At 63.9% G+C, this 19,312-nt stretch carries 21 protein-coding genes and 1 other RNA gene; 6 read left to right on the forward strand and 16 right to left on the reverse strand.

All coding sequences use genetic code 11. From position 1 onward, the window contains the following. Position 1: 1 nt before the first annotated feature. From mraY to rsmI, 9 genes are all read right to left on the reverse strand, one after another. Positions 2 to 1,084 (reverse strand): phospho-N-acetylmuramoyl-pentapeptide-transferase, encoded by a 1,083-nt coding sequence (mraY, locus tag ACI2KK_RS10100; RefSeq protein ID WP_217841910.1) that lies wholly within the window; start codon positions 1,082 to 1,084, stop codon positions 2 to 4. Continuing rightward, the gene (murF, locus tag ACI2KK_RS10105; protein WP_404668830.1) at positions 1,084 to 2,451 is read right to left on the reverse strand and encodes a UDP-N-acetylmuramoyl-tripeptide--D-alanyl-D-alanine ligase; all 1,368 of its coding nucleotides are present in this window, start codon (positions 2,449 to 2,451) and stop codon (positions 1,084 to 1,086) included. Before murF ends, mraY begins: the two co-directional genes overlap by 1 nt. Next, entirely contained in the window at positions 2,444 to 3,931 is a 1,488-nt protein-coding gene (murE, locus tag ACI2KK_RS10110; RefSeq protein WP_404668831.1) for a UDP-N-acetylmuramoyl-L-alanyl-D-glutamate--2,6-diaminopimelate ligase, read from the reverse strand. The genes murF and murE overlap by 8 nt, the downstream gene beginning before the upstream one ends. Next, entirely contained in the window at positions 3,931 to 5,661 is a 1,731-nt protein-coding gene (locus ACI2KK_RS10115; RefSeq protein WP_369992115.1) for a peptidoglycan D,D-transpeptidase FtsI family protein, read from the reverse strand. Before ACI2KK_RS10115 ends, murE begins: the two co-directional genes overlap by 1 nt. Continuing rightward, on the reverse strand, positions 5,661 to 5,954 hold the full coding sequence (ftsL, locus tag ACI2KK_RS10120) for a cell division protein FtsL (RefSeq protein WP_054899260.1): 294 nt from the start codon (positions 5,952 to 5,954) through the stop codon (positions 5,661 to 5,663). The genes ACI2KK_RS10115 and ftsL overlap by 1 nt, the downstream gene beginning before the upstream one ends. Beyond that, on the reverse strand, positions 5,951 to 6,898 hold the full coding sequence (gene rsmH, locus ACI2KK_RS10125) for a 16S rRNA (cytosine(1402)-N(4))-methyltransferase RsmH (protein ID WP_404668832.1): 948 nt from the start codon (positions 6,896 to 6,898) through the stop codon (positions 5,951 to 5,953). The genes ftsL and rsmH overlap by 4 nt, the downstream gene beginning before the upstream one ends. Further along, the gene (gene mraZ, locus ACI2KK_RS10130) at positions 6,895 to 7,350 is read right to left on the reverse strand and encodes a division/cell wall cluster transcriptional repressor MraZ (protein WP_004575120.1); all 456 of its coding nucleotides are present in this window, start codon (positions 7,348 to 7,350) and stop codon (positions 6,895 to 6,897) included. The genes rsmH and mraZ overlap by 4 nt, the downstream gene beginning before the upstream one ends. Positions 7,351 to 7,659: 309 nt before the next feature. Then, positions 7,660 to 8,019, reverse strand: an RNA gene (rnpB, locus tag ACI2KK_RS10135) — RNase P RNA component class A. Positions 8,020 to 8,203: 184 nt separating this feature from the next. Then, positions 8,204 to 9,073, reverse strand: coding sequence for a 16S rRNA (cytidine(1402)-2'-O)-methyltransferase (gene rsmI, locus ACI2KK_RS10140; protein ID WP_404668833.1), 870 nt, complete (start codon positions 9,071 to 9,073; stop codon positions 8,204 to 8,206). Between the two features lie 188 nt (positions 9,074 to 9,261). Here rsmI and ACI2KK_RS10145 point away from each other — a divergent pair, with 188 nt between their 5' ends. From ACI2KK_RS10145 to ACI2KK_RS10165, 5 genes are all read left to right on the forward strand, one after another. Next, positions 9,262 to 11,079: a penicillin-binding protein activator gene (locus tag ACI2KK_RS10145; protein WP_404668834.1), complete on the forward strand. Its 1,818-nt coding sequence runs from the start codon at positions 9,262 to 9,264 to the stop codon at positions 11,077 to 11,079. Then, on the forward strand, positions 11,079 to 11,450 hold the full coding sequence (locus ACI2KK_RS10150) for a YraN family protein (RefSeq protein ID WP_217887836.1): 372 nt from the start codon (positions 11,079 to 11,081) through the stop codon (positions 11,448 to 11,450). The genes ACI2KK_RS10145 and ACI2KK_RS10150 overlap by 1 nt, the downstream gene beginning before the upstream one ends. A gap of 88 nt (positions 11,451 to 11,538) precedes the next feature. Further along, on the forward strand, positions 11,539 to 12,132 hold the full coding sequence (locus ACI2KK_RS10155; protein ID WP_217841904.1) for a phosphoheptose isomerase: 594 nt from the start codon (positions 11,539 to 11,541) through the stop codon (positions 12,130 to 12,132). Continuing rightward, entirely contained in the window at positions 12,129 to 12,707 is a 579-nt protein-coding gene (locus tag ACI2KK_RS10160; RefSeq protein WP_217841903.1) for a BON domain-containing protein, read from the forward strand. Before ACI2KK_RS10155 ends, ACI2KK_RS10160 begins: the two co-directional genes overlap by 4 nt. 102 nt (positions 12,708 to 12,809) lie before the next feature. Next, on the forward strand, positions 12,810 to 13,025 hold the full coding sequence (locus ACI2KK_RS10165; protein WP_217887835.1) for a YgdI/YgdR family lipoprotein: 216 nt from the start codon (positions 12,810 to 12,812) through the stop codon (positions 13,023 to 13,025). Between the two features lie 51 nt (positions 13,026 to 13,076). Here ACI2KK_RS10165 and ACI2KK_RS10170 read toward each other — a convergent pair whose 3' ends face one another. From ACI2KK_RS10170 to rplM, 7 genes are all read right to left on the reverse strand, one after another. Next, positions 13,077 to 13,505: a ClpXP protease specificity-enhancing factor gene (locus tag ACI2KK_RS10170; protein ID WP_404668835.1), complete on the reverse strand. Its 429-nt coding sequence runs from the start codon at positions 13,503 to 13,505 to the stop codon at positions 13,077 to 13,079. 10 nt (positions 13,506 to 13,515) lie between these two features. After that, positions 13,516 to 14,139 (reverse strand): glutathione S-transferase N-terminal domain-containing protein, encoded by a 624-nt coding sequence (locus tag ACI2KK_RS10175; RefSeq protein WP_217841900.1) that lies wholly within the window; start codon positions 14,137 to 14,139, stop codon positions 13,516 to 13,518. Between the two features lie 118 nt (positions 14,140 to 14,257). After that, complete coding sequence (locus tag ACI2KK_RS10180; protein ID WP_217841899.1) at positions 14,258 to 15,037, reverse strand: cytochrome c1; 780 nt, start codon at positions 15,035 to 15,037, stop codon at positions 14,258 to 14,260. After that, complete coding sequence (locus ACI2KK_RS10185) at positions 15,037 to 16,248, reverse strand: cytochrome bc complex cytochrome b subunit (RefSeq protein WP_217843524.1); 1,212 nt, start codon at positions 16,246 to 16,248, stop codon at positions 15,037 to 15,039. The genes ACI2KK_RS10180 and ACI2KK_RS10185 overlap by 1 nt, the downstream gene beginning before the upstream one ends. Next, on the reverse strand, positions 16,248 to 16,841 hold the full coding sequence (gene petA, locus ACI2KK_RS10190; protein ID WP_217841898.1) for a ubiquinol-cytochrome c reductase iron-sulfur subunit: 594 nt from the start codon (positions 16,839 to 16,841) through the stop codon (positions 16,248 to 16,250). Before petA ends, ACI2KK_RS10185 begins: the two co-directional genes overlap by 1 nt. A gap of 260 nt (positions 16,842 to 17,101) precedes the next feature. After that, positions 17,102 to 17,494 carry a 30S ribosomal protein S9 gene (gene rpsI / locus ACI2KK_RS10195; RefSeq protein ID WP_110736741.1) on the reverse strand — a complete coding sequence of 131 codons (393 nt, stop codon included), beginning with the start codon at positions 17,492 to 17,494 and terminating at the stop codon, positions 17,102 to 17,104. A gap of 14 nt (positions 17,495 to 17,508) precedes the next feature. Then, a complete protein-coding gene (gene rplM, locus ACI2KK_RS10200) occupies positions 17,509 to 17,937 on the reverse strand; it encodes a 50S ribosomal protein L13 (RefSeq protein ID WP_008097538.1) in 429 nt (142 codons plus the stop codon). Positions 17,938 to 18,195: 258 nt separating this feature from the next. Here rplM and ACI2KK_RS10205 point away from each other — a divergent pair, with 258 nt between their 5' ends. Then, positions 18,196 to 19,236 carry an NADP(H)-dependent aldo-keto reductase gene (locus tag ACI2KK_RS10205; RefSeq protein WP_404668836.1) on the forward strand — a complete coding sequence of 347 codons (1,041 nt, stop codon included), beginning with the start codon at positions 18,196 to 18,198 and terminating at the stop codon, positions 19,234 to 19,236. Positions 19,237 to 19,312: the final 76 nt, after the last annotated feature.

Here is a 19,312-nt window from a genome sequence, read left to right on the forward strand (position 1 = left end):
TCTACCTCAGTTTCAGGGTGGCAAGGCCGATCAGCACCAGGATCACGGTGATGATCCAGAAGCGGACGATCACCCGTGGCTCGGGCCAGCCCTTGAGTTCGAAGTGGTGGTGAATCGGCGCCATGCGGAACACCCGCTTGCCGGTGAGCTTGAACGACGCCACCTGGATGACCACCGACAGGGTTTCCATCACGAACACACCGCCCATGATGAACAGCACGATTTCCTGGCGCACGATCACCGCGATGGTGCCCAGGGCTGCGCCCAGCGCCAGTGCGCCGACGTCGCCCATGAACACCTGGGCCGGGTAGGTGTTGAACCACAGGAAGCCCAGGCCCGCGCCTATCAGTGCGCCGCAGAACACGATGAGCTCGCCCGAGCCCGGCACGTAAGGGATCAGCAGGTATTCGGCGAACTTCACGTTACCCGACAGGTAGCAGAAAATGCCCAGGGCGCCGCCAACCATGACCGTCGGCATGATCGCCAGGCCGTCGAGGCCGTCGGTGAGGTTGACCGCGTTGCTGGAGCCGACGATGACGAAGTAGGTCAGTACGATGAAGCCTGCGCCCAGCGGGATGGTGAAGTCCTTGAGCATCGGCACGATCAGCGTGGTTTCGACACTGGTGGGGGCGGTCTTGTACAGGAAGATCGCCGCGCCCAGGCCGAATACCGACTGCCAGAAGTATTTCCAGCGACTCGGCAGGCCACGGGAATTCTTCTCGATCACCTTGCGGTAGTCGTCGACCCAGCCGATGGCACCGAACAGCAAGGTGACGATCAGCACCGTCCACACGTAGCGGTTGGACAAATCGGCCCACAGCAGGGTGCTGATGGCGATGGCCGACAGGATCAGCGCGCCACCCATGGTCGGGGTGCCGGACTTGGACAGGTGCGATTGCGGGCCGTCGTTACGCACGGCCTGACCGATCTGGCGGATCTGCAGGGTACGGATCATCCACGGGCCCAGCCACAGGGCCAGCGAGAGCGCGGTCAGTACACCCAGGATGCCGCGCAGCGACAGGTACTGGAAGACCGCGAAGCCCTTGTGGAACTGTTGCAGATACTCAGCCAACAGCAGCAGCATTAATGTTTCTCCCCGCTGGGTTCGCACAGTGCGGCCACGACGTTTTCCATCGCAGCGCTGCGCGAGCCCTTGATCAAGATAGTGGTGTCACCGGCAGACTCGGCCTTCACGGCGTCGATCAGCTCGGCTTGAGTAGTGAAATGGCGGCCATTGGCGCCGAACGCCTGTACCGCATGGGCCATGTTGCTGCCCACCGCGTACAGCGCGTCGACCTTGCCACGGGCGTAGTCGCCGACCTGGCGATGGCCCTCTTCGGCCCATTGCCCCAGCTCGCCGATGTCGCCAAGCACCAGAACGGTGCGCCCGGAAAAGCCGGCGAGTATATCAATGGCCGCGCACATCGAGGTGGGATTTGCGTTGTAGCTGTCGTCGATCACCCGCACGCCGTTCGGCGCAATTTGCGCCACGGTGCGGCCCTTGACCGGTTGCACGGCATTCAGCCCGGCGGCGATGCCGCTCAGGCTCAGACCAACGGCATGGGCAGCAGCGGCGGCGGCCAGGGCGTTGCTGACGTTGTGGGTGCCGAGCACATTCAATTGCACAGGCACACTGCCATCAGGGGCGTGCAGGGTGAACGACGGGCAGCCACGGGCATCGCGGCCGATATCGCTGGCATGGAAGTCGGCCTGCGGGTTGTCCAGGGCGAAGCTGATCACCTTGTGGTTGCCCGCACGCTTGCGCCAGGTGTCGAAGGCCTTGTCGGCCAGGTTGAGGATGGCCGTGCCGCCCTCGCCCAGGCCTTCAAGAATTTCGCCTTTTGCCTCGACGATTTTCTCTGGCCCGCCGAACTCGCCCACGTGGGCGGTGCCGGCGTTGTTGATGATGACCACGTGCGGCTGGGCCAGCCCCACGGTGTAGCGAATTTCACCGATGCGCGAAGCGCCCAGCTCGATCACTGCGGCGCTGTGCTCCGGGGCGATTTCCAGCAGGGTCAGCGGCGCGCCGAGGTCGTTGTTCAGGTTGCCGCGGGTGGCGTGCACCAGGCCACGGGTGCGCAGGATGCTGGCGAGCATCTCCTTGACCGTGGTCTTGCCGCTGGAGCCGGTAATGGCCACTACCGGCTTGTCGAAGCCGGCACGGTTCAGTGCCCCCAGTTGGCCAAGGGCAACGCGGCAATCGGCGACCAGCAACTGCGGCAGGTCGACATCGGCGACTTCGCGCTCCACCAGTGCGGCGACCGCACCCTTGGCTTTGACATCGGCCAGGTAGTCATGGCCATCGAAACGCGGCCCGGTCAGGGCGACAAACAGCTGGCCGGCGGCCACGCTGCGGCTGTCGATGCTGACGCCGGTAAAACTGGCGTCGGCGCCTGCCAGGCGAGCACCCAGTGCTGTGGTCAGCTGGCTGAGTGTCATGGGCTTAAGCATGTGGAGCCTCCCAGGCTGCAAGTGCCTTGTCGGCTTCGATCAGGTCGGAGAAGTCATGGCGCTGGCCGTTGATCTCCTGGTAGTCCTCGTGCCCCTTGCCGGCCAGCACGATCACATCGTTGGCGTTGGCGCTGGCAATCAGGCGGGCGATAGCCTGGCCACGGCCGGCGACGAACTCGACGGCGGCAGGCTTGGTGAAACCTGGGCGAATGTCGTCGAAGATGCGCTGCGGGTCTTCAGTGCGCGGGTTGTCGTCGGTGACCAGCACGCGGTCGGCCAGGCGCTCGGCCACTTCGGCCATCAGCGGGCGTTTGCCGGCATCGCGGTCGCCGCCGCAACCGAACAGGCACAGTAGCTGGCCATGGGCGTGGGGGCGCAAGGCCTCCAGGACCTTGTCCAGGGCATCCGGGGTGTGCGCGTAGTCGACCACCACCAGCGGTTTGTCACCGCCACCCAGGCGCTGCATGCGGCCGACCGGCCCCTGCAACTGCGGGGTGACCTTGAGAATCTCTTCCAGCGAGTAGTCCAGCGCCAGCAGCGTGGCCACGGCAGCCAGCATGTTGCTCAGGTTGAAGCGCCCTAGCAGTTGGCTGCGCAGGGTGCGTTCGCCCTGGGCGGTGACGAGGGTGGCGCGCACGCCATCGTCATCGAAGTGGGCTTCGCGGCAATACAGCGACGCGTCCGGGTTTTCCAGGCTGTAGCTGAGCAGCCGGGTCTCGATATGATCGGCTACAGGGCGGCGGGCGTAGGCGTCGGCCAGACGGCAGCCGAACGCGTCGTCCAGGTTCACCACCTGGCAGCGCAGGCTCGGCCAGGCGAACAGCTTGGCCTTGGCGGCCTCGTAGGCCTGCATGCTGCCGTGGTAGTCGAGGTGATCGCGGGACAGGTTGGTCATCACCGCAATGTCGAATTCCAGCGCCGCCACCCGGCCCTGCTCCAGGGCGTGGGAGGACACCTCCATGGCCACAGCCTTGGCACCGCCCTTTTTCAGGTCGTTCAAGGTGGACTGCACGGCGATCGGGTCAGGGGTGGTCAGGCGGCCGCTCTGCAGCTCACCGTAAAAGCCGGTGCCCAGGGTGCCGATCAGGCCGCAGCGCTGGCCCAGCGCATCGAGCGCCTGGGCTACCAGTTGGGTGACGCTGGTCTTGCCGTTGGTACCGGTGACCCCGACCAAGCTGAGCTGGCGGCTGGGCTCGCCATAGAAGCGCCCGGCAATCTGCGACAGCTGGCCAATCAGGCCCTTCACCGGAATCAGCGGCACATCGGTCAGCGGCAGCACGGTGGCGCCCTGCTCTTCATAAGCCACGGCTGCGGCGCCACGGGACAGCGCATCGGCGATGTGCTCGCGGCCGTCGACCTTGGCGCCGGGCACGGCGAGGAACAGGTCACCCTGGCGCACCTGACGGCTGTCCAGGGTGATTTCGCGAATCAGCGGGTCGCGGCTGGCATGGGCGAACAGCTTGCTCAATGGCATCGTCATTATCCACGCCCTCCATTGGCGGGTGCTGCGGTGGCTTGCTGGGTCGACGGCGGCGGCAGGTTGTCCGGCGGCACATTCATCAGGCGCAGGGTGCCCGACATGACCTTGCTGAACACCGGGGCCGAGACCAGGCCGCCGAAATAGCCACCCTTGCCCGGTTCGTCGATGACCACGACGATCGCGTAGCGCGGGTCGCTCATCGGGCCGAAGCCTGCGAACAGCGAACGGTAGGCGTTTTCGGTGTAGCCCTTGGAACCGACGGTGGCTTTACGCGCCGTACCGGACTTGCCGGCCACGTGATAGAACGGCACCTGGGCACGGAACACCCCGCGCGGCGCCTCGATCACCTGTTGCAGCATGCCCTGCACGGTTTCGGCGGTTTCTTTCGGAATCGCCTGCACCGCCTCGGGGGCCTTGTCGACCTTGAGAATCGACAGCGGCACCATCTTGCCGTCGTTGGCCAGGGCGGCGTAGGCATGCACCAGCTGCAGCGCGGTCACCGACACGCCATAGCCATACGACAGTGTGGCCGTTTCGGCCTTGCGCCATTCGCGGTGGTTGGGCAGGTTGCCGACCCGCTCACCTGGGAAGCCGAGGCCGGTGTACTGGCCCAGGCCGACCTGGGACATCACCCGGTAGATGGCTTCGCCGCCGATATCGAAGGCGATCTTGCTCATGCCGACGTTACTGGAGTTGATCAGGATGCCGGTCAGGTCGAGGATCGGGCCCTCGCTCCTGGATACGTCTTTAATGGTGTAACGGCCGATCTGCAGGCTGCCGGGGTATACCTCGACCTTGTCGGTGGGCTTCCAGCGGCCGCTCTGCAACGCCGCGCTCATGGAGATCGGCTTGACCGTGGAGCCTGGCTCGAACACGTCGATGATCGCCCGGTTACGCATGGCCGCCGGGAACATGCTGCGGCGGTTGTTCGGGTTGTAGGTCGGCTGGTTGACCATGGCCAGCACTTCGCCGGTTTTTACGTCCATGATCACCAGGCTGCCGGCCTTGGCGTCCTGTTCGGCGATGGCGTTGCGCAGCTCGCGGGTGGCCAGGTACTGCAGGCGCAGGTCTATCGACAACGCCAAGGTCTTCCCGGCCTTGGCGTTCTTGGTGACCTGAATGTCCTTGATCAGCCGGCCACGCCGGTCCTTGATCACCTGGCGCTTGCCCGGCACACCAGCCAGCCATTCGTCGTATGCCAGCTCTACCCCTTCGCGACCGTGGTCGTCGAGGTCGGTGAAGCCGACCATGTGCGCGGTGACATCACCGGCCGGGTAGAAGCGGCGGAATTCTTCCAGGCCGTACACGCCCGGCACTTTCAGGTCGAGCACATGCTGGCCCTGCTCCGGCGTGAGGCCGCGGACCAGGTAGATAAATTCCTTGTTGGCCTGCTGGGTGAGGCGCTCGATCAACTGCTGGGGCGGCTGCCCCAGAGCGGCGGCCAGTTGCGGCCAGCGCTCTTTAGAGGCCTGCATTTCCTTGGGGTTGGCCCACAGGGTGGTCACCGGGGTACTGACCGCCAGCGGCTCGCCGTTGCGGTCGGTGATCAGCCCGCGGTGCGCGGGAATGGGGATATGCCGCAGGCTGCGGGCATCGCCCTGGCCTTTGAGGAAGTCGCGGTCGACCACCTGCAGGTCGATGATGCGCCAGCAGATAGCGCCGACCATCAGCGCCAGCAAACCGATCACCACCCGGAAACGCCAGGGGTAGAGTGCGCCCTCGAGCTTCATCATGGCGCCACCATCCGCACTTCGTCAGCGGCGGGCACACGCATCTTAAGCTGTTCGGAAGCCAGGTTCTCGATACGGCTGGAAGCGGTCCAGGTGCTTTGCTCGAGAATCAGCCGGCCCCACTCGGCCTGGGCCTTGTCGCGCTCGTTGAGCTCGCCGTACAGCGTGTTGAGCAACTGGCGGTTCCAGTGCGCGCTGTAGGAGACAGCGATGGCCGAAACCAGCACGCCGACAAACAGCAGAAGCATCAGGAAGCTTCCGCCTGGCAGGGGCTTGGCAAAAAGCCGACTCACCGAAGCTTCTCCGCCACCCGCATGACGGCGCTGCGCGCCCGCGGGTTGGCCTTGAGCTCTGCGTCAGAGGCGAACTGCGCCTTGCCGATGAGCTTGATCTTTGGTTCGAATACCTTGTGCTGCACCGGCAGGTTGCGCGGCAGGTTGTCCGCCTCGCCTTTGACCAGCTTGCGCATGAACAGCTTGACGATACGGTCTTCCAGCGAGTGGAAGCTGATCACCGCCAGGCGGCCGCCGACTTCCAGCGCATCGAGCGCGGCTTCAAGGCCGGCTTCAAGGTCGCCCAATTCGTTGTTGACGTGAATGCGCAGGCCCTGGAAGGCGCGGGTGGCCGGGTTCTTGCCCTTCTCCCAGGCCGGGTTGGCGACCTTGAGCACTTCGGCCAGGTCAGCAGTACGGGTGAAGGGCTGCTTTTCGCGGCGCTCGACCACGGCACGCGCCATGCGCCCGGCAAAACGCTCCTCGCCGTACTCCTTGAACACGCGGGCGATTTCTTCAACCGGGGCGGTGGCGATGAACTCGGCGGCGCTGATGCCCTGATCAGGGTTCATGCGCATGTCCAGCGGGCCGTCATTGAGGAAGCTGAAGCCGCGCTCGGGGTCGTCCAACTGCGGCGAAGATACGCCCAGGTCGAGCAGAACGCCGCTGACCTTGCCGTCCAGGCCGCGCTCGGCCACTTCGCTGCCCAGCTCAGCAAAGCTGCGCTGCACAATGACAAAGCGGCCGTCTTCGGCCGCCAGCGCTTGCCCCGTGGCAATCGCCTGTGGGTCCTTGTCGAACCCCAGCAGCCGCCCTTGCGGGCCAAGCTTGCTGAGGATCAGGCGGCTGTGGCCGCCGCGCCCGAAGGTGCCGTCCAGATAGCAACCGTCGGCGCGCAGGGCCAATGCCTCGACAGCTTCGTCGAGCAGGACGGTGATGTGGTTGAAGCCGCTATCTATGGTCACAGGATCAGGTCACGCAATTCATCGGGCATGGCGCCCGGTTGTTGAATAGCTGCAAGGTCGGCTGCCGAAACCGCGTTCCAGGCATCCTCATCCCACAGCTGGAATTTGTTCAGTTGCCCCACCAGCATCGCCTTCTTGTCCAGCTTGGCGTACTCGCGCAGTCGGGGCGGTACCAGGAAACGCCCGCTGCCATCGAGCTCCAGGTCAACCGCGTTACCGATCAGCAAGCGCTGCAGGCGGCGGTTTTCCTCACGCAACGATGGCAAGGCACGCAACTTGGCTTCTATCTGTTCCCACTCATCGAGGGGGTAAACACACAAGCAGGGGTCCACCGCGTCGATGGTCACGATCAGTTGACCATTGCAACGCGAATCGAGCTCGTCACGGTACCGGCTCGGCATGGCGAGACGGCCCTTGGCATCGAGGCTGACGGCGTTGGCTCCGCGGAACACGGCTGCGATTCCCCACAATGTTAGCTTTTTTGTGTCAGAAAACCCACTTCATCCCACTTTCTGCCACTTGCGCACACTATAGGAATCCGCCCGCTACACCGTCAAGGCGCGTTCATAAGGAAAACCCTTACGGGACGGCGATTTAGCGCAACAAAGGAAGGTGGAACGACGACCGGGGAAGAAATCTGGCGGGAAAAATCAAACGCACTCAAGCGGATAGAGTGTGAAGTTAAAGTGATTTATTAAGAGTAAGAATTTTTCGGTCTTACGAAGGGGCATCTGCTGTCGATTCAAGCAGGGGAAGGAGAGGTGGAGAGTCGATCTGTAAGCCGGGTTTTGTCGAGGACAGTCATTCCTCTACGACGGCCATCACTGGACGCCTCTAGCAACCTACCCGGTTCCGACGCGGGCCACGCCGTATGGAACCCTATTTGGTCTTGCTCCGAGTGGGGTTTACCTAGCCACGGACTGTTGCCAGCCGTGCGGTGCGCTCTTACCGCACCTTTTCACCCTTACCGGCACCGAAGTGCTTAGGCGGTTATTTTCTGTGGCACTTTCCGTAGGCTCGCGCCTCCCAGGCGTTACCTGGCACTCTGCCCTGCGGAGCCCGGACTTTCCTCCCCCGCCTTTTGCGGAACAAAAGGTGGCAGCGACTGTCCGATCGACTCTCCGCCGACAAGGTTACCGACAGCGGCGCCCAAGAACAAGCGAGACGGCAAAGATTGTCGCGCCCGCCGCACCTGCCTCCTGTAGGAGCCGGCTTGCCGGCGATCACCGGCGCAGCCGGTGCCATGCATTCCTGCTGGGGCCAATCGCCGGCAAGCCGGCTCCTACAAAGGAGCACCGCCAGCCTTCATTCGCCCTTCTGCTTCTCCAGCGCCAGCTGGTACAGCAGGTTCTTGCGCACCCCGGTGATCTCCGCCGCCAGCGCCGCCGCGCGCTTGAGCGGCAGCTCTGCCAGCAACAGGTCGAGCACGCGCTGCGCCTCACTGCTGACAGCCTGGTCGTCCTGCGGCGCGCTCCAGCCCGCCACCAACACCACGCACTCACCGCGCTGCTGGTTGCTGTCGCCCTGCACGAAAGCGCGCAGCTCACTCAGCGGCAAGCCCTTCAGCGTTTCGAAGGTTTTGGTGATCTCCCGCGCCAGCACGGCCGGCCGCTCGCCACCGAACACCAGCTCCATGTCTTCAAGGCACTCGAGAATGCGGTGCGGCGCTTCATAGAAGATCAAGGTGCGCGGCTCTTCTTTCACCTGCTCCAGGCGCGCCCGGCGCCCGGCGGCCTTGGCCGGCAAAAAACCCTCGAAGATGAAGCGGTCGGACGGCAGGCCCGCCGCCGACAGCGCGGCGATCAAGGCGCAGGCACCGGGCACCGGCACCACTTGCACGCCAGCGGCACGCGCCTGGCGCACCAGGTGGTAGCCCGGGTCGGAAATCAACGGCGTGCCGGCATCGGACACCAGCGCCACATCGTCACCGGCCAGCAGCCGGGTGATGAAGCGCCCGCCCTCGTCGCGCTCGTTGTGCTCGTGGCAGGCCGCCAGCGGCGTGTCGATGCCAAAGTGCTGCAACAGGCGCACCGAGTGGCGGGTGTCCTCGGCCGCGATCAGGCTGACGCCGGCAAGCACCTTGAGCGCCCGGGCGCTCATGTCGTCGAGGTTGCCGATGGGCGTGGCCACCACATACAACTTGCCCGTTTTCGAAACCCCTGCAACATCGGTCACTGCGCGCACCTGCTTTCACGATCAAAGGTCGCCATTGTAGCCCGAGCGCCGGCAACAGGGCGCAAAGAACTTCGCCACAGGCACAGCCAGCGCCACCTATAGTGAAGGTTCGTCGTCGCCAACATCGCCTCGGGCCCGGCGCTTCGGTACAATCGCCGGCCAACTTGATCGAGTAACAGGACTTTTACATGATCGCTTGTCTGCGGCTGCTCTCAGCCCTCTGCCTCGCTGCCCTGCTGGCAGCCTGCGCCAGCTCGCCCTCATCCAGCCTGGGCGAGCTGCCACGCACCCCGGACGCCAGCATCGAGCAACTGCTCGACAAGGCTGCCTCCAGCAAGTCTGCCGAGGACGCAGCCCTGCTGCGCCTGAGCGCCGCCGACCTGGCCTACAAGCAAAAGGACTACCCGCGCTCGGCGCGCATCCTCGAACAGGTGCCGCTGGACTCGCTCAAGCCGGCCCAGCAGGTGTTCGCCTCGACCCTGGCCGCAGAGCTGGCCATGAGCCGCAACCAGCCCAAGGCCGCGCTGACCGCCCTCGCCCACCCAAGCCTGCAACGCGCAGGCGAGCTGCCAGCCGAACAGCAGGTGCGCACCTACAGCGTCCACGCCGCCGCCCTGGAGGCCGACGGCCAGGCCCTGGCCGCCGCCCAGCAGCGCATGCTGCTGACCCCACTGCTCAGCGGCCAGGCAGCCACCACCAACAACGACGCCATCTGGGCGCTGGTCGCCGCACTGCCGGCCGAACAACTGCAACAGCCTGCCGCCGACAACACCCTGGCCGGCTGGACCAGCCTGGCCTTCGCGGTAAAAAGCGCCGGCACCCTGGAACAGCAACAGGCGGCCATCGACGCCTGGCGCAACCAGCACCCGGACCACCCGGCCGCCAAGCAACTGCCCACTGCCCTGGTCAAGCTCAAGGAGCTGGCCAGCCAGCCCCTGACCAAGATCGCCCTGCTGCTGCCCCAGGAAGGGCCTCTGGCAGGGGTTGCCCGCGCCCTGCGTGACGGCTTCATGGCCGCGCACTTCCAGGCGCAGAAGGGCGGCCAGCCGGCCCCGGCCGTGCAGGTGTTCGACAGCTCGCGCATCACCTCGTTGGACGACTTCTACCGCCAGGCCCAGGCCGCTGGTGTGCAGTTGGTGGTCGGCCCGCTGGAAAAGCCGCTGGTGAAGAAGCTCGCCGCCTACCCGCAACTACCCATCACCACCCTCGCCCTGAACTACGCCGACGCCGGCCAGAAAGCTCCGCCACAGCTGTTCCAGTTCGGCCTGGCCGCCGAGGACGAAGCCCGCGAAGTGGCCCGTCGCGCCCGCGCCGACGGCAAGGTCCGCGCCGTGGCCCTCGTGCCGAGCGGCGAATGGGGTGACCGCGTGCTGGCCGCCTTCCGCCAGGACTGGCAAGCCAATGGCGGCACCCTGCTGGCCGCCGAGCGCATCGCCCAGCCGGTCGCACTCGCCCAGCAAATCGCCGACCTGTTCCAGCTGCGCCAGAGCGAAGGCCGCGCCAAGAGCCTGCAAAGCACCGTCGGCGGCAGCATCGCCGCGCAGCCGTCGCGCCGCCAGGACATCGACTTCATCTTCCTCGCCGCCACCCCGCAGCAGGCCCAGCAGATCAAGCCGACGCTGAACTTCCAGTACGCCGGCGACGTACCGGTGTACGCCACCTCCAACCTGTACAGCGCCAGCGGTGACGTCAACCAGTACAACGACATGAACGGCATCCGCTTCTGCGAAACCCCGTGGCTGCTGGACACCACCAACAGCCTGCGCCAGCAGGTGGTGCAGCAGTGGCCGCAGGCCGCCGGCAGCCTCGGCCGCCTGTACGCCATGGGCGTCGATGCCTACAGCCTGGCTCCGCGCCTGGGCCAGTTGAAGGCACTGCCGGACAACCGCGTCGAAGGCCTGTCGGGCAGCCTGAGCATCAACGCCAGCCAGCGCGTCGAGCGCCAGCTGCCGTGGGCCGAATTCGCCGGTGGCCAGGTCAAGCGCCTGCCGGACACCCCGCGCTGATGCCCCACGCATCGCCCACGCGCGCCGGCAACGCTGCCGAAGACCAGGCCCTGGAGCATCTCCAGGGCCACGGCCTGGCACTGCTGACACGCAACTGGCGATGCAAGGGCGGCGAGCTTGATCTGGTCATGCTCGACGCCGATACAGTAGTATTCGTCGAAGTCCGCTACCGGCTACACGCGGGCTTTGGTGGCGCGCTCGGCAGCATCGACGGGCGCAAGCAGAAGCGACTGGCGCTGGCCGCCAACCTTTTCCTGCAGCAACACCCCCGCTGGGCCGCTCACCCCTGCCGTTTCGACGTAGTCGCACTGCAGGGCCAAGGGCATGCTGGGCAACCGCTTCTTTGGCTGAAAAACGCCTTCGAGTGCTGAACCCTTACCGAATTTTTTGCTCTATGTTTCGCGGGCTGGTCGCTGTTGCGCACAGCAAAGGCCACCGCCCCACTTAAGGTCACACCAGATGGACATGCAATCCCGAATTCGCCGGCTGTTCCAGGCCAGCATCGACACCAAGCAACAGGCAATGGACATCCTGGCACCTCACATCGAGCAGGCCAGCCTGGTCATGGTCAACGCCCTGCTCAGCGACGGCAAGATGCTCGCCTGCGGCAACGGCGGCTCGGCCGGCGACGCCCAGCATTTCTCATCGGAACTGCTCAACCGCTTCGAGCGCGAGCGCCCGAGCCTGCCGGCCATCGCTCTGACCACCGACAGCTCGACGATCACCTCGATCGCCAACGACTACAGCTACAACGAAGTATTCTCCAAGCAGATTCGCGCCCTGGGCCAGCCCGGTGACGTACTGCTGGCGATCTCCACCAGCGGCAACTCGGCCAACGTGATCCAGGCGATCCAGGCCGCACACGACCGCGAAATGATTGTCGTAGCCTTGACCGGGCGCGACGGTGGCGGCATGGCTTCGCTGCTGCTGCCCGAAGACGTGGAAATCCGCGTGCCTTCGACGGTCACCGCTCGTATCCAGGAAGTCCACCTGCTGGCGATCCACTGTCTGTGCGACCTGATCGACAGCCAACTGTTCGGGAGTGAAGAATGATCCCCAAGCGCCTCGGCCTGATGGCCCTCACCCTGTGCCTCGGCATCACCGGCTGCAGCTCGGTGCTGACCTCGGCCCGCAACTCGCCCATCGAGGATGACCGCGGCACCCGCACCATCGGCAGCAAGATCGACGACTCGCTGATCGAAACCAAGGCAGCGGTCAACATCTCCAAGGCCAACCCGGACCTGGACCAGGGCTCGCACATCGTCGTCAGCAGCTACAACGGTGTCGTGCTGCTGGCCGGCCAGACCCCGCGCGCCGACCTCAAAGCCCTGGCCGAGCAAACCGCCAGCCAGGTGCAGCGGGTCAAGAAGGTGCATAACGAAATCCAGGTCATGCAGCCTTCGTCCATCCTCGCGCGTAACAACGACGCCTGGCTGACCACCAAGATCAAGACCCAGATGCTCACCGACGCCAACGTGCCGGGCTCGCGGGTCAAGGTGATCACCGAGAACGGTATCGTCTACCTGCTGGGCCTGGTGACGCAGCAAGAAGGCAACGCCGCCACCAGCGTGGTGCAGGGCGTTTCCGGCGTACAGAAGATCGTGCGCCTGTTCGAATACATCGACTGATCCCCCTACCCTCTCGCAGGGCAAGCCCGCTCCCACGTGGGAGCGGGCTTGCCCCGCGATGAATCCGCAACAGTCCCACCCTCCTGCCCAGGATTACCCCGCATGAACAAGCTCCTGCCCGCCCTGCTGCTCGGCGCCATCGCCACCCTGGCCGGCTGCGCCAACCCGAACGTGATCACCCTCAACGACGGCCGCGAACTGCAGACACTCGACACCCCGCACTACGATCGCACCTCGGGCTTCTACGAGTTCGAACAGCTCGACGGCAAGCGCAACCGGGTGAACAAAGACCAGGTGCAAACCATCAAGGAGCTCTGAGGCTCCGGCGGCAAGCATAAAAAAGGCGATCCGGATGGATCGCCTTTTTTGTTACTTGACCACTTTCAGGCTGGGCCGGCCACTGGGGCGTGGCGGCTGGCCGCCTTCCGGCGGGCCATCGTCATCCGGCTCGACACTGTCGTCGTCCAGCTCGAGGTCGTCGTCCTGCGGCGGCTCCAGTTCGAAGACCATGCCCTGGCCATTCTCACGGGCGTAGATACCCATGATCGCGCCAGCTGGCACATACAGCGAATGGGCTACACCACCAAAGCGGCCTTCGAAGCTCACCGCCTCGTTGTCCATGTGCAGGCTGCGCACGGCACTGGGGGAAATGTTCAACACGATCTGGCCATCGCTGGCAAAACCTGCAGGTACCTGGACTGCCGGGAATTCGGCATTGACCAGCATGTGGGGCGTGCAATCGTTGTCGACGATCCACTCGTACAGCGCTCGAACCAGGTAAGGGCGACTGGAGTTCATCAACGGCTCCTTAAAGCTTGCGCATTTCACGTTCTGCAGCAGACAGGCTCGCCTGGAAAGGCTCGCGGGCGAACTGTCGCTCCATGTAATCAAGCAGCGGCTTGGCTTGCCGCGGCAATTCGATACCCATCACCGGCAAACGCCAGAGGATGGGCAGTAGACAGCAATCCACCAGGCTTTGCTCCTCACTCATGAAGCAAGGCATTTCGCCGAACAGCGGCGCCACGCCGGTGAGGCTCTCGCGCAGCTCCTTGCGCGCCTGGGTACGCGCAGCATCGGTGCTGCGCTTGTCCAGCAGGGTGTCGGCCAGCGAGCACCAGTCGCGCTGGATGCGGTGCATCAGCAGGCGGCTGTTGCCACGAGCCACCGGGTATACCGGCATCAGCGGCGGGTGCGGGTAACGCTCCTCGAGATACTCCATGACCACGCTCGACTCGTACAGCGCCAGGTCGCGGTCGACCAGGGTCGGCACGCTGCCGTACGGGTTTACCTCGACCAGCTTGGGCGGCAGACGACTGGCATCGACATCGATGATCTGTACCGCCACGCCCTTCTCGGCGAGCACCAGGCGCACGCGGTGGGAGTAGTGATCAGCGGGGTCGGAATAGCAGGCTAACCTGTTGGTTGCGCCCATGTAGCGCCTCCTCGCACGGGATGCTTGTTGAAACTCTAAATGAAAACGCGCCCGGGGCACCCTGGCAGTTTTGCCAAAGCCCCCCGGGCGCGTTCAACTACCAGAAATTACTGCGTGATCAGTGCACGTCCTTCCAGTATTCGCGCTTGAGCAAGTAGGCGAACACGAAGAAGAAAGCCAGGTACAGCAACACATAAGTACCGATGCGCTGGCTTTCCAGTTTGACCGGGTTGGCCGAATAGGCCAGGAAGGTCACCAGGTTCTTGACCTTCTCGTCGAACTGCTCGGTGGTCAGGGTACCGGATTTCTCCTCCACGGTCAGCTGGTCGCACGCTTCATGGGTCAGCGGGCTGCCGGTCAGCGGGTCGTATTGCTTCTTGCCGTCGACCACGGTCTGGATCTGCTTGCAACCGATCACCTGGTTGCCCTGCAGGCCCGCCAGCACGTTAGGCATGCCAACGTTGGGGAAGACCTTGTTGTTCACCCCCCAAGGGCGCGACTTGTCCTCGTAGAAGCTGCGCAGGTAGCTGTACAGCCAGTCGTTGCCACGCACCCGGGCGACCAGGGTGAGATCGGGGGGCGCTGCGCCGAACCAGGTCTTGGCATCGTTGGGCTGCATGCCGATCTGCATGTGGTCGCCGATCTTGGCACCGGTGAACACCAGGTTTTCCAGCATCAGCTCGTGGGGGATACCCAGGTCGTCGGCAACCCGCTCGTAACGCTGAAACTTCGCGCTGTGGCAGCCCATGCAATAGTTGGCGAAGGTGCGCGCACCGTCCTGCATGGCGGCCTTGTCGGTCAGGTCGATGTCGACCTTGTCCAGCTCCAGGCCATGTTCGGCAGCGAAGGAAAGGCCAGGCATCAGTGCCAGCAAAAATACTGCAATCAACTTTTTCATCAGCCAGTCACCCTTTCCGGAACCGGTTTGGTCTTCTCAAGCCTTGTGTAGAACGGCATCAGCAGGAAGTAGGCGAAGTACAGCACCGTGCACACCTGCGACAGCAAGGTACGCCCCGGGGTTGGCGCCAATACGCCCAGCACGCCGAGGATGACGAAGGCCACGCAGAACACCAGCAGCCAGACTTTGCTCAGCCAGCCTTTGTAGCGCATGGAGCGCACCGGGCTGCGGTCGAGCCAGGGCAGCACGAACAGCACGGCGATTGCGGCACCCATGGCGATCACGCCGAACAGCTTGTCGGGCACCGCGCGCAGGATTGCGTAGAACGGTGTGAAGTACCACACCGGGGCAATGTGCTCAGGAGTCTTGAAGGCGTTGGCCTGCTCGAAGTTCGGTTTTTCCAGGAAGTAACCGCCCATTTCCGGGAAGAAGAACACCACGGCGCAGAACACGAAGAGGAACACCACCACCCCGACAATGTCCTTGACGGTGTAGTACGGGTGGAACGGAATGCCGTCCAGCGGGATGCCGTTTTCGTCCTTTTTCTTCTTGATATCGACGCCATCAGGGTTGTTCGAACCCACTTCGTGCAGCGCCAGGATGTGCAGCACCACAAGGCCCAGAATCACGATCGGCAGGGCCACCACATGCAGGGCGAAGAAGCGGTTCAGGGTGATGCCGGAGATCAGGTAGTCACCGCGGATCCACTGCGTCAGGTCGCCGCCGATCACCGGGATGGCGCCGAACAGCGAGATGATCACCTGGGCGCCCCAATACGACATCTGGCCCCACGGCAGCAGGTAACCCATGAACGCCTCGGCCATCAGCGCCAGGTAGATCAGCATGCCGAACAGCCACACCAGTTCACGCGGCTTCTGGTACGAGCCGTACAGCAGGCCGCGGAACATGTGCAGGTAGACCACGATGAAGAACGCCGAGGCGCCGGTGGAATGCAGGTAGCGCAGGATCCAGCCGTACTCGACATCGCGCATGATGTATTCGACCGAGGCGAAGGCCTCTTCTGCCGAGGGGGTGAAGCTCATGGTCAGCCACACACCGGTAACGATCTGGTTGACCAGCACCAGCAGCGCCAGCGAGCCGAAGAAGTACAGGAAGTTGAAGTTCTTGGGCGCGTAATACTTGCTCAGATGGTCTTCCCACATTTTTGTGGCGGGGAAGCGCGCATCGATCCAATCCATGAACTTGCTCATCATGCCTTCTCCTGATCGACGCCGATGACGATGACTTCGTCGGTCTCGTACGAGTGCGGGGGCACTGGCAGGTTGAGAGGCGCTGGCTGGGATTTGTAGACGCGCCCGGCCAGGTCGTAGTGCGAACCATGGCAGGGGCAGAAGTAACCGCCGACCCACTTCGGCCCAAGGTCTGCCGGGGCGACTTCAGGGCGGAAGGTTGGCGAGCACCCAAGGTGCGTGCACAGGCCGACCAGGATGAGGATCTCGGGCTTGATCGAACGGACCTCGGGGTCGACGTAGGTGGGCTGCACCGACGCCTTGGACTGCGGGTCGGACAGGTCGCCCTCGATCTTCTTCAGGTTGGCGAGAATCTCCTGCGTTCGCCGGACGATGAACACCGGCTGCCCCCGCCACTCGGCAACCATCTGCTGCCCAGGCTCGACCTTGGCGATATTGACCTTCACCGGTGCGCCGGCGGCCTTCGCCTTGGCACTGGGAAACCATGACCCCACGAACGGTACCGCTGCCCCCACTGCCCCCGCCGCCCCGACCACGGATGTCGCGGCTACGAGGAAGCGGCGCCGGCCTGCGTTGACGCCGTCATTGCTCATTCAGTCCTCTCCCATCAGCTTGCTTGGCCTGTTAGAACAGGCATCTACTTAGGTATATCGGTGGCACCCAAATTTGCTCGCAATGGTAAGAAACATACCCACACAGTGACAAGGTGATTACCCGCCCGGCGGGCCACAACCTGCGCATTGCTTGATCTGCGTCTATGCGACAAACGGCCACGGATAGCTGACAAGGTTAGTTCAAGACATAAAAAAAGCCCGGTTCGAAGAACCGGGCTTTTCGGACTGCCGAAGCGCTATTAACGCTTGGAGTACTGAGGACGCTTACGTGCTTTACGCAGGCCCACTTTCTTACGCTCGACTTCACGAGCGTCGCGGGTGACGTAGCCGGCACGACGCAGGGCGCCACGCAGGGTTTCGTCGTACTCCATCAGAGCGCGGGTGATGCCGTGGCGGATTGCACCGGCCTGACCGCTGACACCACCACCGGAAACGGTGACGTAGATGTCGAACTTGGCAACGGTCTCGGTCAGTTCCAGCGGCTGGCGAACAACCATGCGAGCGGTTTCGCGGCCGAAGAACACGTCCAGAGAACGGTTGTTGATGGAGATGTTACCGGTGCCCGGACGCAGGAAGACGCGAGCGGTTGCGGTCTTGCGACGGCCAGTGCCGTAGTTTTGAGTCGCCGACATAATGAACTATCCCGTTAGATCTTCAGTTCTTGAGGCTGCTGAGCAGTGTGTGGGTGAGCTGCACCCGCGTACACTTTCAGCTTGCGGTACATGTCGCGACCCAGCGGGTTCTTCGGCAGCATGCCTTTGACCGCGGTTTCGATGACACGCTCAGGGGCCTTGGCGATCAACTTCTCGAAGTTGATTTCCTTGATGCCGCCCGGGAAGCCGGAGTGGGAGTAGTACATCTTGTCGGAAGACTTGGCGCCAGTTACACGGATTTGCTCGGCGTTGATGACGACGATGTAGTCGCCGGTGTCAACGTGAGGGGTGTATTCTGGTTTGTGCTTGCCACGCAGGCGGCTAGCGATTTCGGTAGCCAGACGACCCAGGGTCTGGCCAGCGGCGTCGACTACGAACCACTCGCGCTTTACTGTTTCCGGTTTAGCAGTAAAAGTTTTCATTCTCTAAAGCCTCAGAGGCCGCCCAGCGAAAAATAGACGGCGAATCTTACTGGATAGTGCACGGATTGCCAAGGGCAAACGCGCAGCCGAACGCTGACGCTTTTGGGGGCTCGGGTCGGGCACGCCAATGTTCGACAAAGGTTCTTGCATCGTGGTGGTGCATCACTTCCGCCACGCGAAGAGCTGCAGAATTATCCAGATTGCACAGAAAATTTCAACCTGCTTTTATGGGCATCTTTGCCAAGGAGCGTCTTCCCGATGGAATACCGCAAGCTCGGTCGTACCGACCTCGACGTCAGCGCCCTGTGCCTGGGCACCATGACCTGGGGTGAGCAGAACACCCAGGATGAGGCTTTCGAGCAGATCAAACTGGCCAAGGCCAGCGGCATCAACTTCATCGACACCGCCGAAATGTACCCGGTGCCGCCGCGCCCCGAGACCTACGCCGCCACCGAGCGCATCATCGGCAACTGGTTCCGCGAGCACGGCGACCGCGACGACTGGGTGCTGGCCAGCAAGGTCGCCGGCCCCGGCAACGGCATCAGCCACATCCGCGACGGCCAGCTCAAGCACAACCGCCAGCACATCGTCGCGGCGCTGGACGAGAGCCTCAAGCGCCTGCACACCGACCGCATCGACCTGTACCAGCTGCACTGGCCCGAGCGCAGCACCAACTTCTTCGGCAAGCTGGGCTACCAGCACCTGCCCCACGACCTGTTCACCCCGCTGGAAGACACCCTGGAGGTGCTGGACGAGCAGGTGCGCGCCGGCAAGATCCGCCACATCGGCCTGTCCAACGAAACCCCGTGGGGCACCATGAAGTTCCTGCACCTGGCCGAAAGCCGCGGCTGGCCACGGGCGGTGTCGGTCCAGAACCCCTACAACCTGCTCAACCGCAGCTTCGAGGTGGGCCTGGCCGAGGTGGCGATCCGCGAGCAATGCGGCCTGCTGGCCTACTCGCCCCTGGCCTTCGGCATGCTCTCGGGCAAGTACGAAAACGGCGCCCGCCCAGAAAAGGGCCGCCTGACCCTGTTCAGCCGTTTCGCCCGCTACTCCAACCCGCAGACCGTGGCCGCCTGCAGCCGCTACGTGCAACTGGCCCAGGCCCACGGCCTGGACCCGGCGCAAATGGCCCTGGCCTTCGTCACCCGCCAGCCGTTCGTGACCAGCAACATCATTGGCGCCACGTCGGTGCAGCAACTGCAAAGCAACATCGACAGCCAGGCGCTCAACCTCAGCGACGAGCTGCTGGCAGCGATCGAGGCGATTCACCAGGAGCAGCCGAACCCGGCGCCTTGAGCCCGGATCTGTATCGCGCCCTTCGCGGGCAAGCCCGCTCCCACAGGATTTCACTACCCTCAGGGCCTGTGCAGAA

Source organism: Pseudomonas sp. NPDC089406 (assembly GCF_044900265.1).
Lineage (GTDB): Bacteria > Pseudomonadota > Gammaproteobacteria > Pseudomonadales > Pseudomonadaceae > Aquipseudomonas > Aquipseudomonas fakonensis.

Excerpts from the sequence above, each read along its gene's own strand:
- ACI2KK_RS10185 (WP_217843524.1), bottom strand. The coding sequence starts at position 16,248 with ATGAGCAAGTTCATGGATTGGATCGATGCGCGCTTCCCCGCCACAAAA.
- ACI2KK_RS10145 (WP_404668834.1), top strand. The coding sequence starts at position 9,262 with ATGATCGCTTGTCTGCGGCTGCTCTCAGCCCTCTGCCTCGCTGCCCTG.
- ACI2KK_RS10170 (WP_404668835.1), bottom strand. The coding sequence starts at position 13,505 with ATGAACTCCAGTCGCCCTTACCTGGTTCGAGCGCTGTACGAGTGGATC.
- ACI2KK_RS10205 (WP_404668836.1), top strand. The coding sequence starts at position 18,196 with ATGGAATACCGCAAGCTCGGTCGTACCGACCTCGACGTCAGCGCCCTG.
- petA (WP_217841898.1), bottom strand. The coding sequence starts at position 16,841 with ATGAGCAATGACGGCGTCAACGCAGGCCGGCGCCGCTTCCTCGTAGCC.
- ACI2KK_RS10155 (WP_217841904.1), top strand. The coding sequence starts at position 11,539 with ATGGACATGCAATCCCGAATTCGCCGGCTGTTCCAGGCCAGCATCGAC.
- ACI2KK_RS10175 (WP_217841900.1), bottom strand. The coding sequence starts at position 14,139 with ATGGGCGCAACCAACAGGTTAGCCTGCTATTCCGACCCCGCTGATCAC.
- murF (WP_404668830.1), bottom strand. The coding sequence starts at position 2,451 with ATGCTTAAGCCCATGACACTCAGCCAGCTGACCACAGCACTGGGTGCT.
- rpsI (WP_110736741.1), bottom strand. The coding sequence starts at position 17,494 with ATGTCGGCGACTCAAAACTACGGCACTGGCCGTCGCAAGACCGCAACC.
- ACI2KK_RS10115 (WP_369992115.1), bottom strand. The coding sequence starts at position 5,661 with ATGAAGCTCGAGGGCGCACTCTACCCCTGGCGTTTCCGGGTGGTGATC.
- ACI2KK_RS10150 (WP_217887836.1), top strand. The coding sequence starts at position 11,079 with ATGCCCCACGCATCGCCCACGCGCGCCGGCAACGCTGCCGAAGACCAG.
- murE (WP_404668831.1), bottom strand. The coding sequence starts at position 3,931 with ATGACGATGCCATTGAGCAAGCTGTTCGCCCATGCCAGCCGCGACCCG.
- mraY (WP_217841910.1), bottom strand. The coding sequence starts at position 1,084 with ATGCTGCTGCTGTTGGCTGAGTATCTGCAACAGTTCCACAAGGGCTTC.
- ACI2KK_RS10165 (WP_217887835.1), top strand. The coding sequence starts at position 12,810 with ATGAACAAGCTCCTGCCCGCCCTGCTGCTCGGCGCCATCGCCACCCTG.
- rplM (WP_008097538.1), bottom strand. The coding sequence starts at position 17,937 with ATGAAAACTTTTACTGCTAAACCGGAAACAGTAAAGCGCGAGTGGTTC.
- ACI2KK_RS10180 (WP_217841899.1), bottom strand. The coding sequence starts at position 15,037 with ATGAAAAAGTTGATTGCAGTATTTTTGCTGGCACTGATGCCTGGCCTT.
- ACI2KK_RS10160 (WP_217841903.1), top strand. The coding sequence starts at position 12,129 with ATGATCCCCAAGCGCCTCGGCCTGATGGCCCTCACCCTGTGCCTCGGC.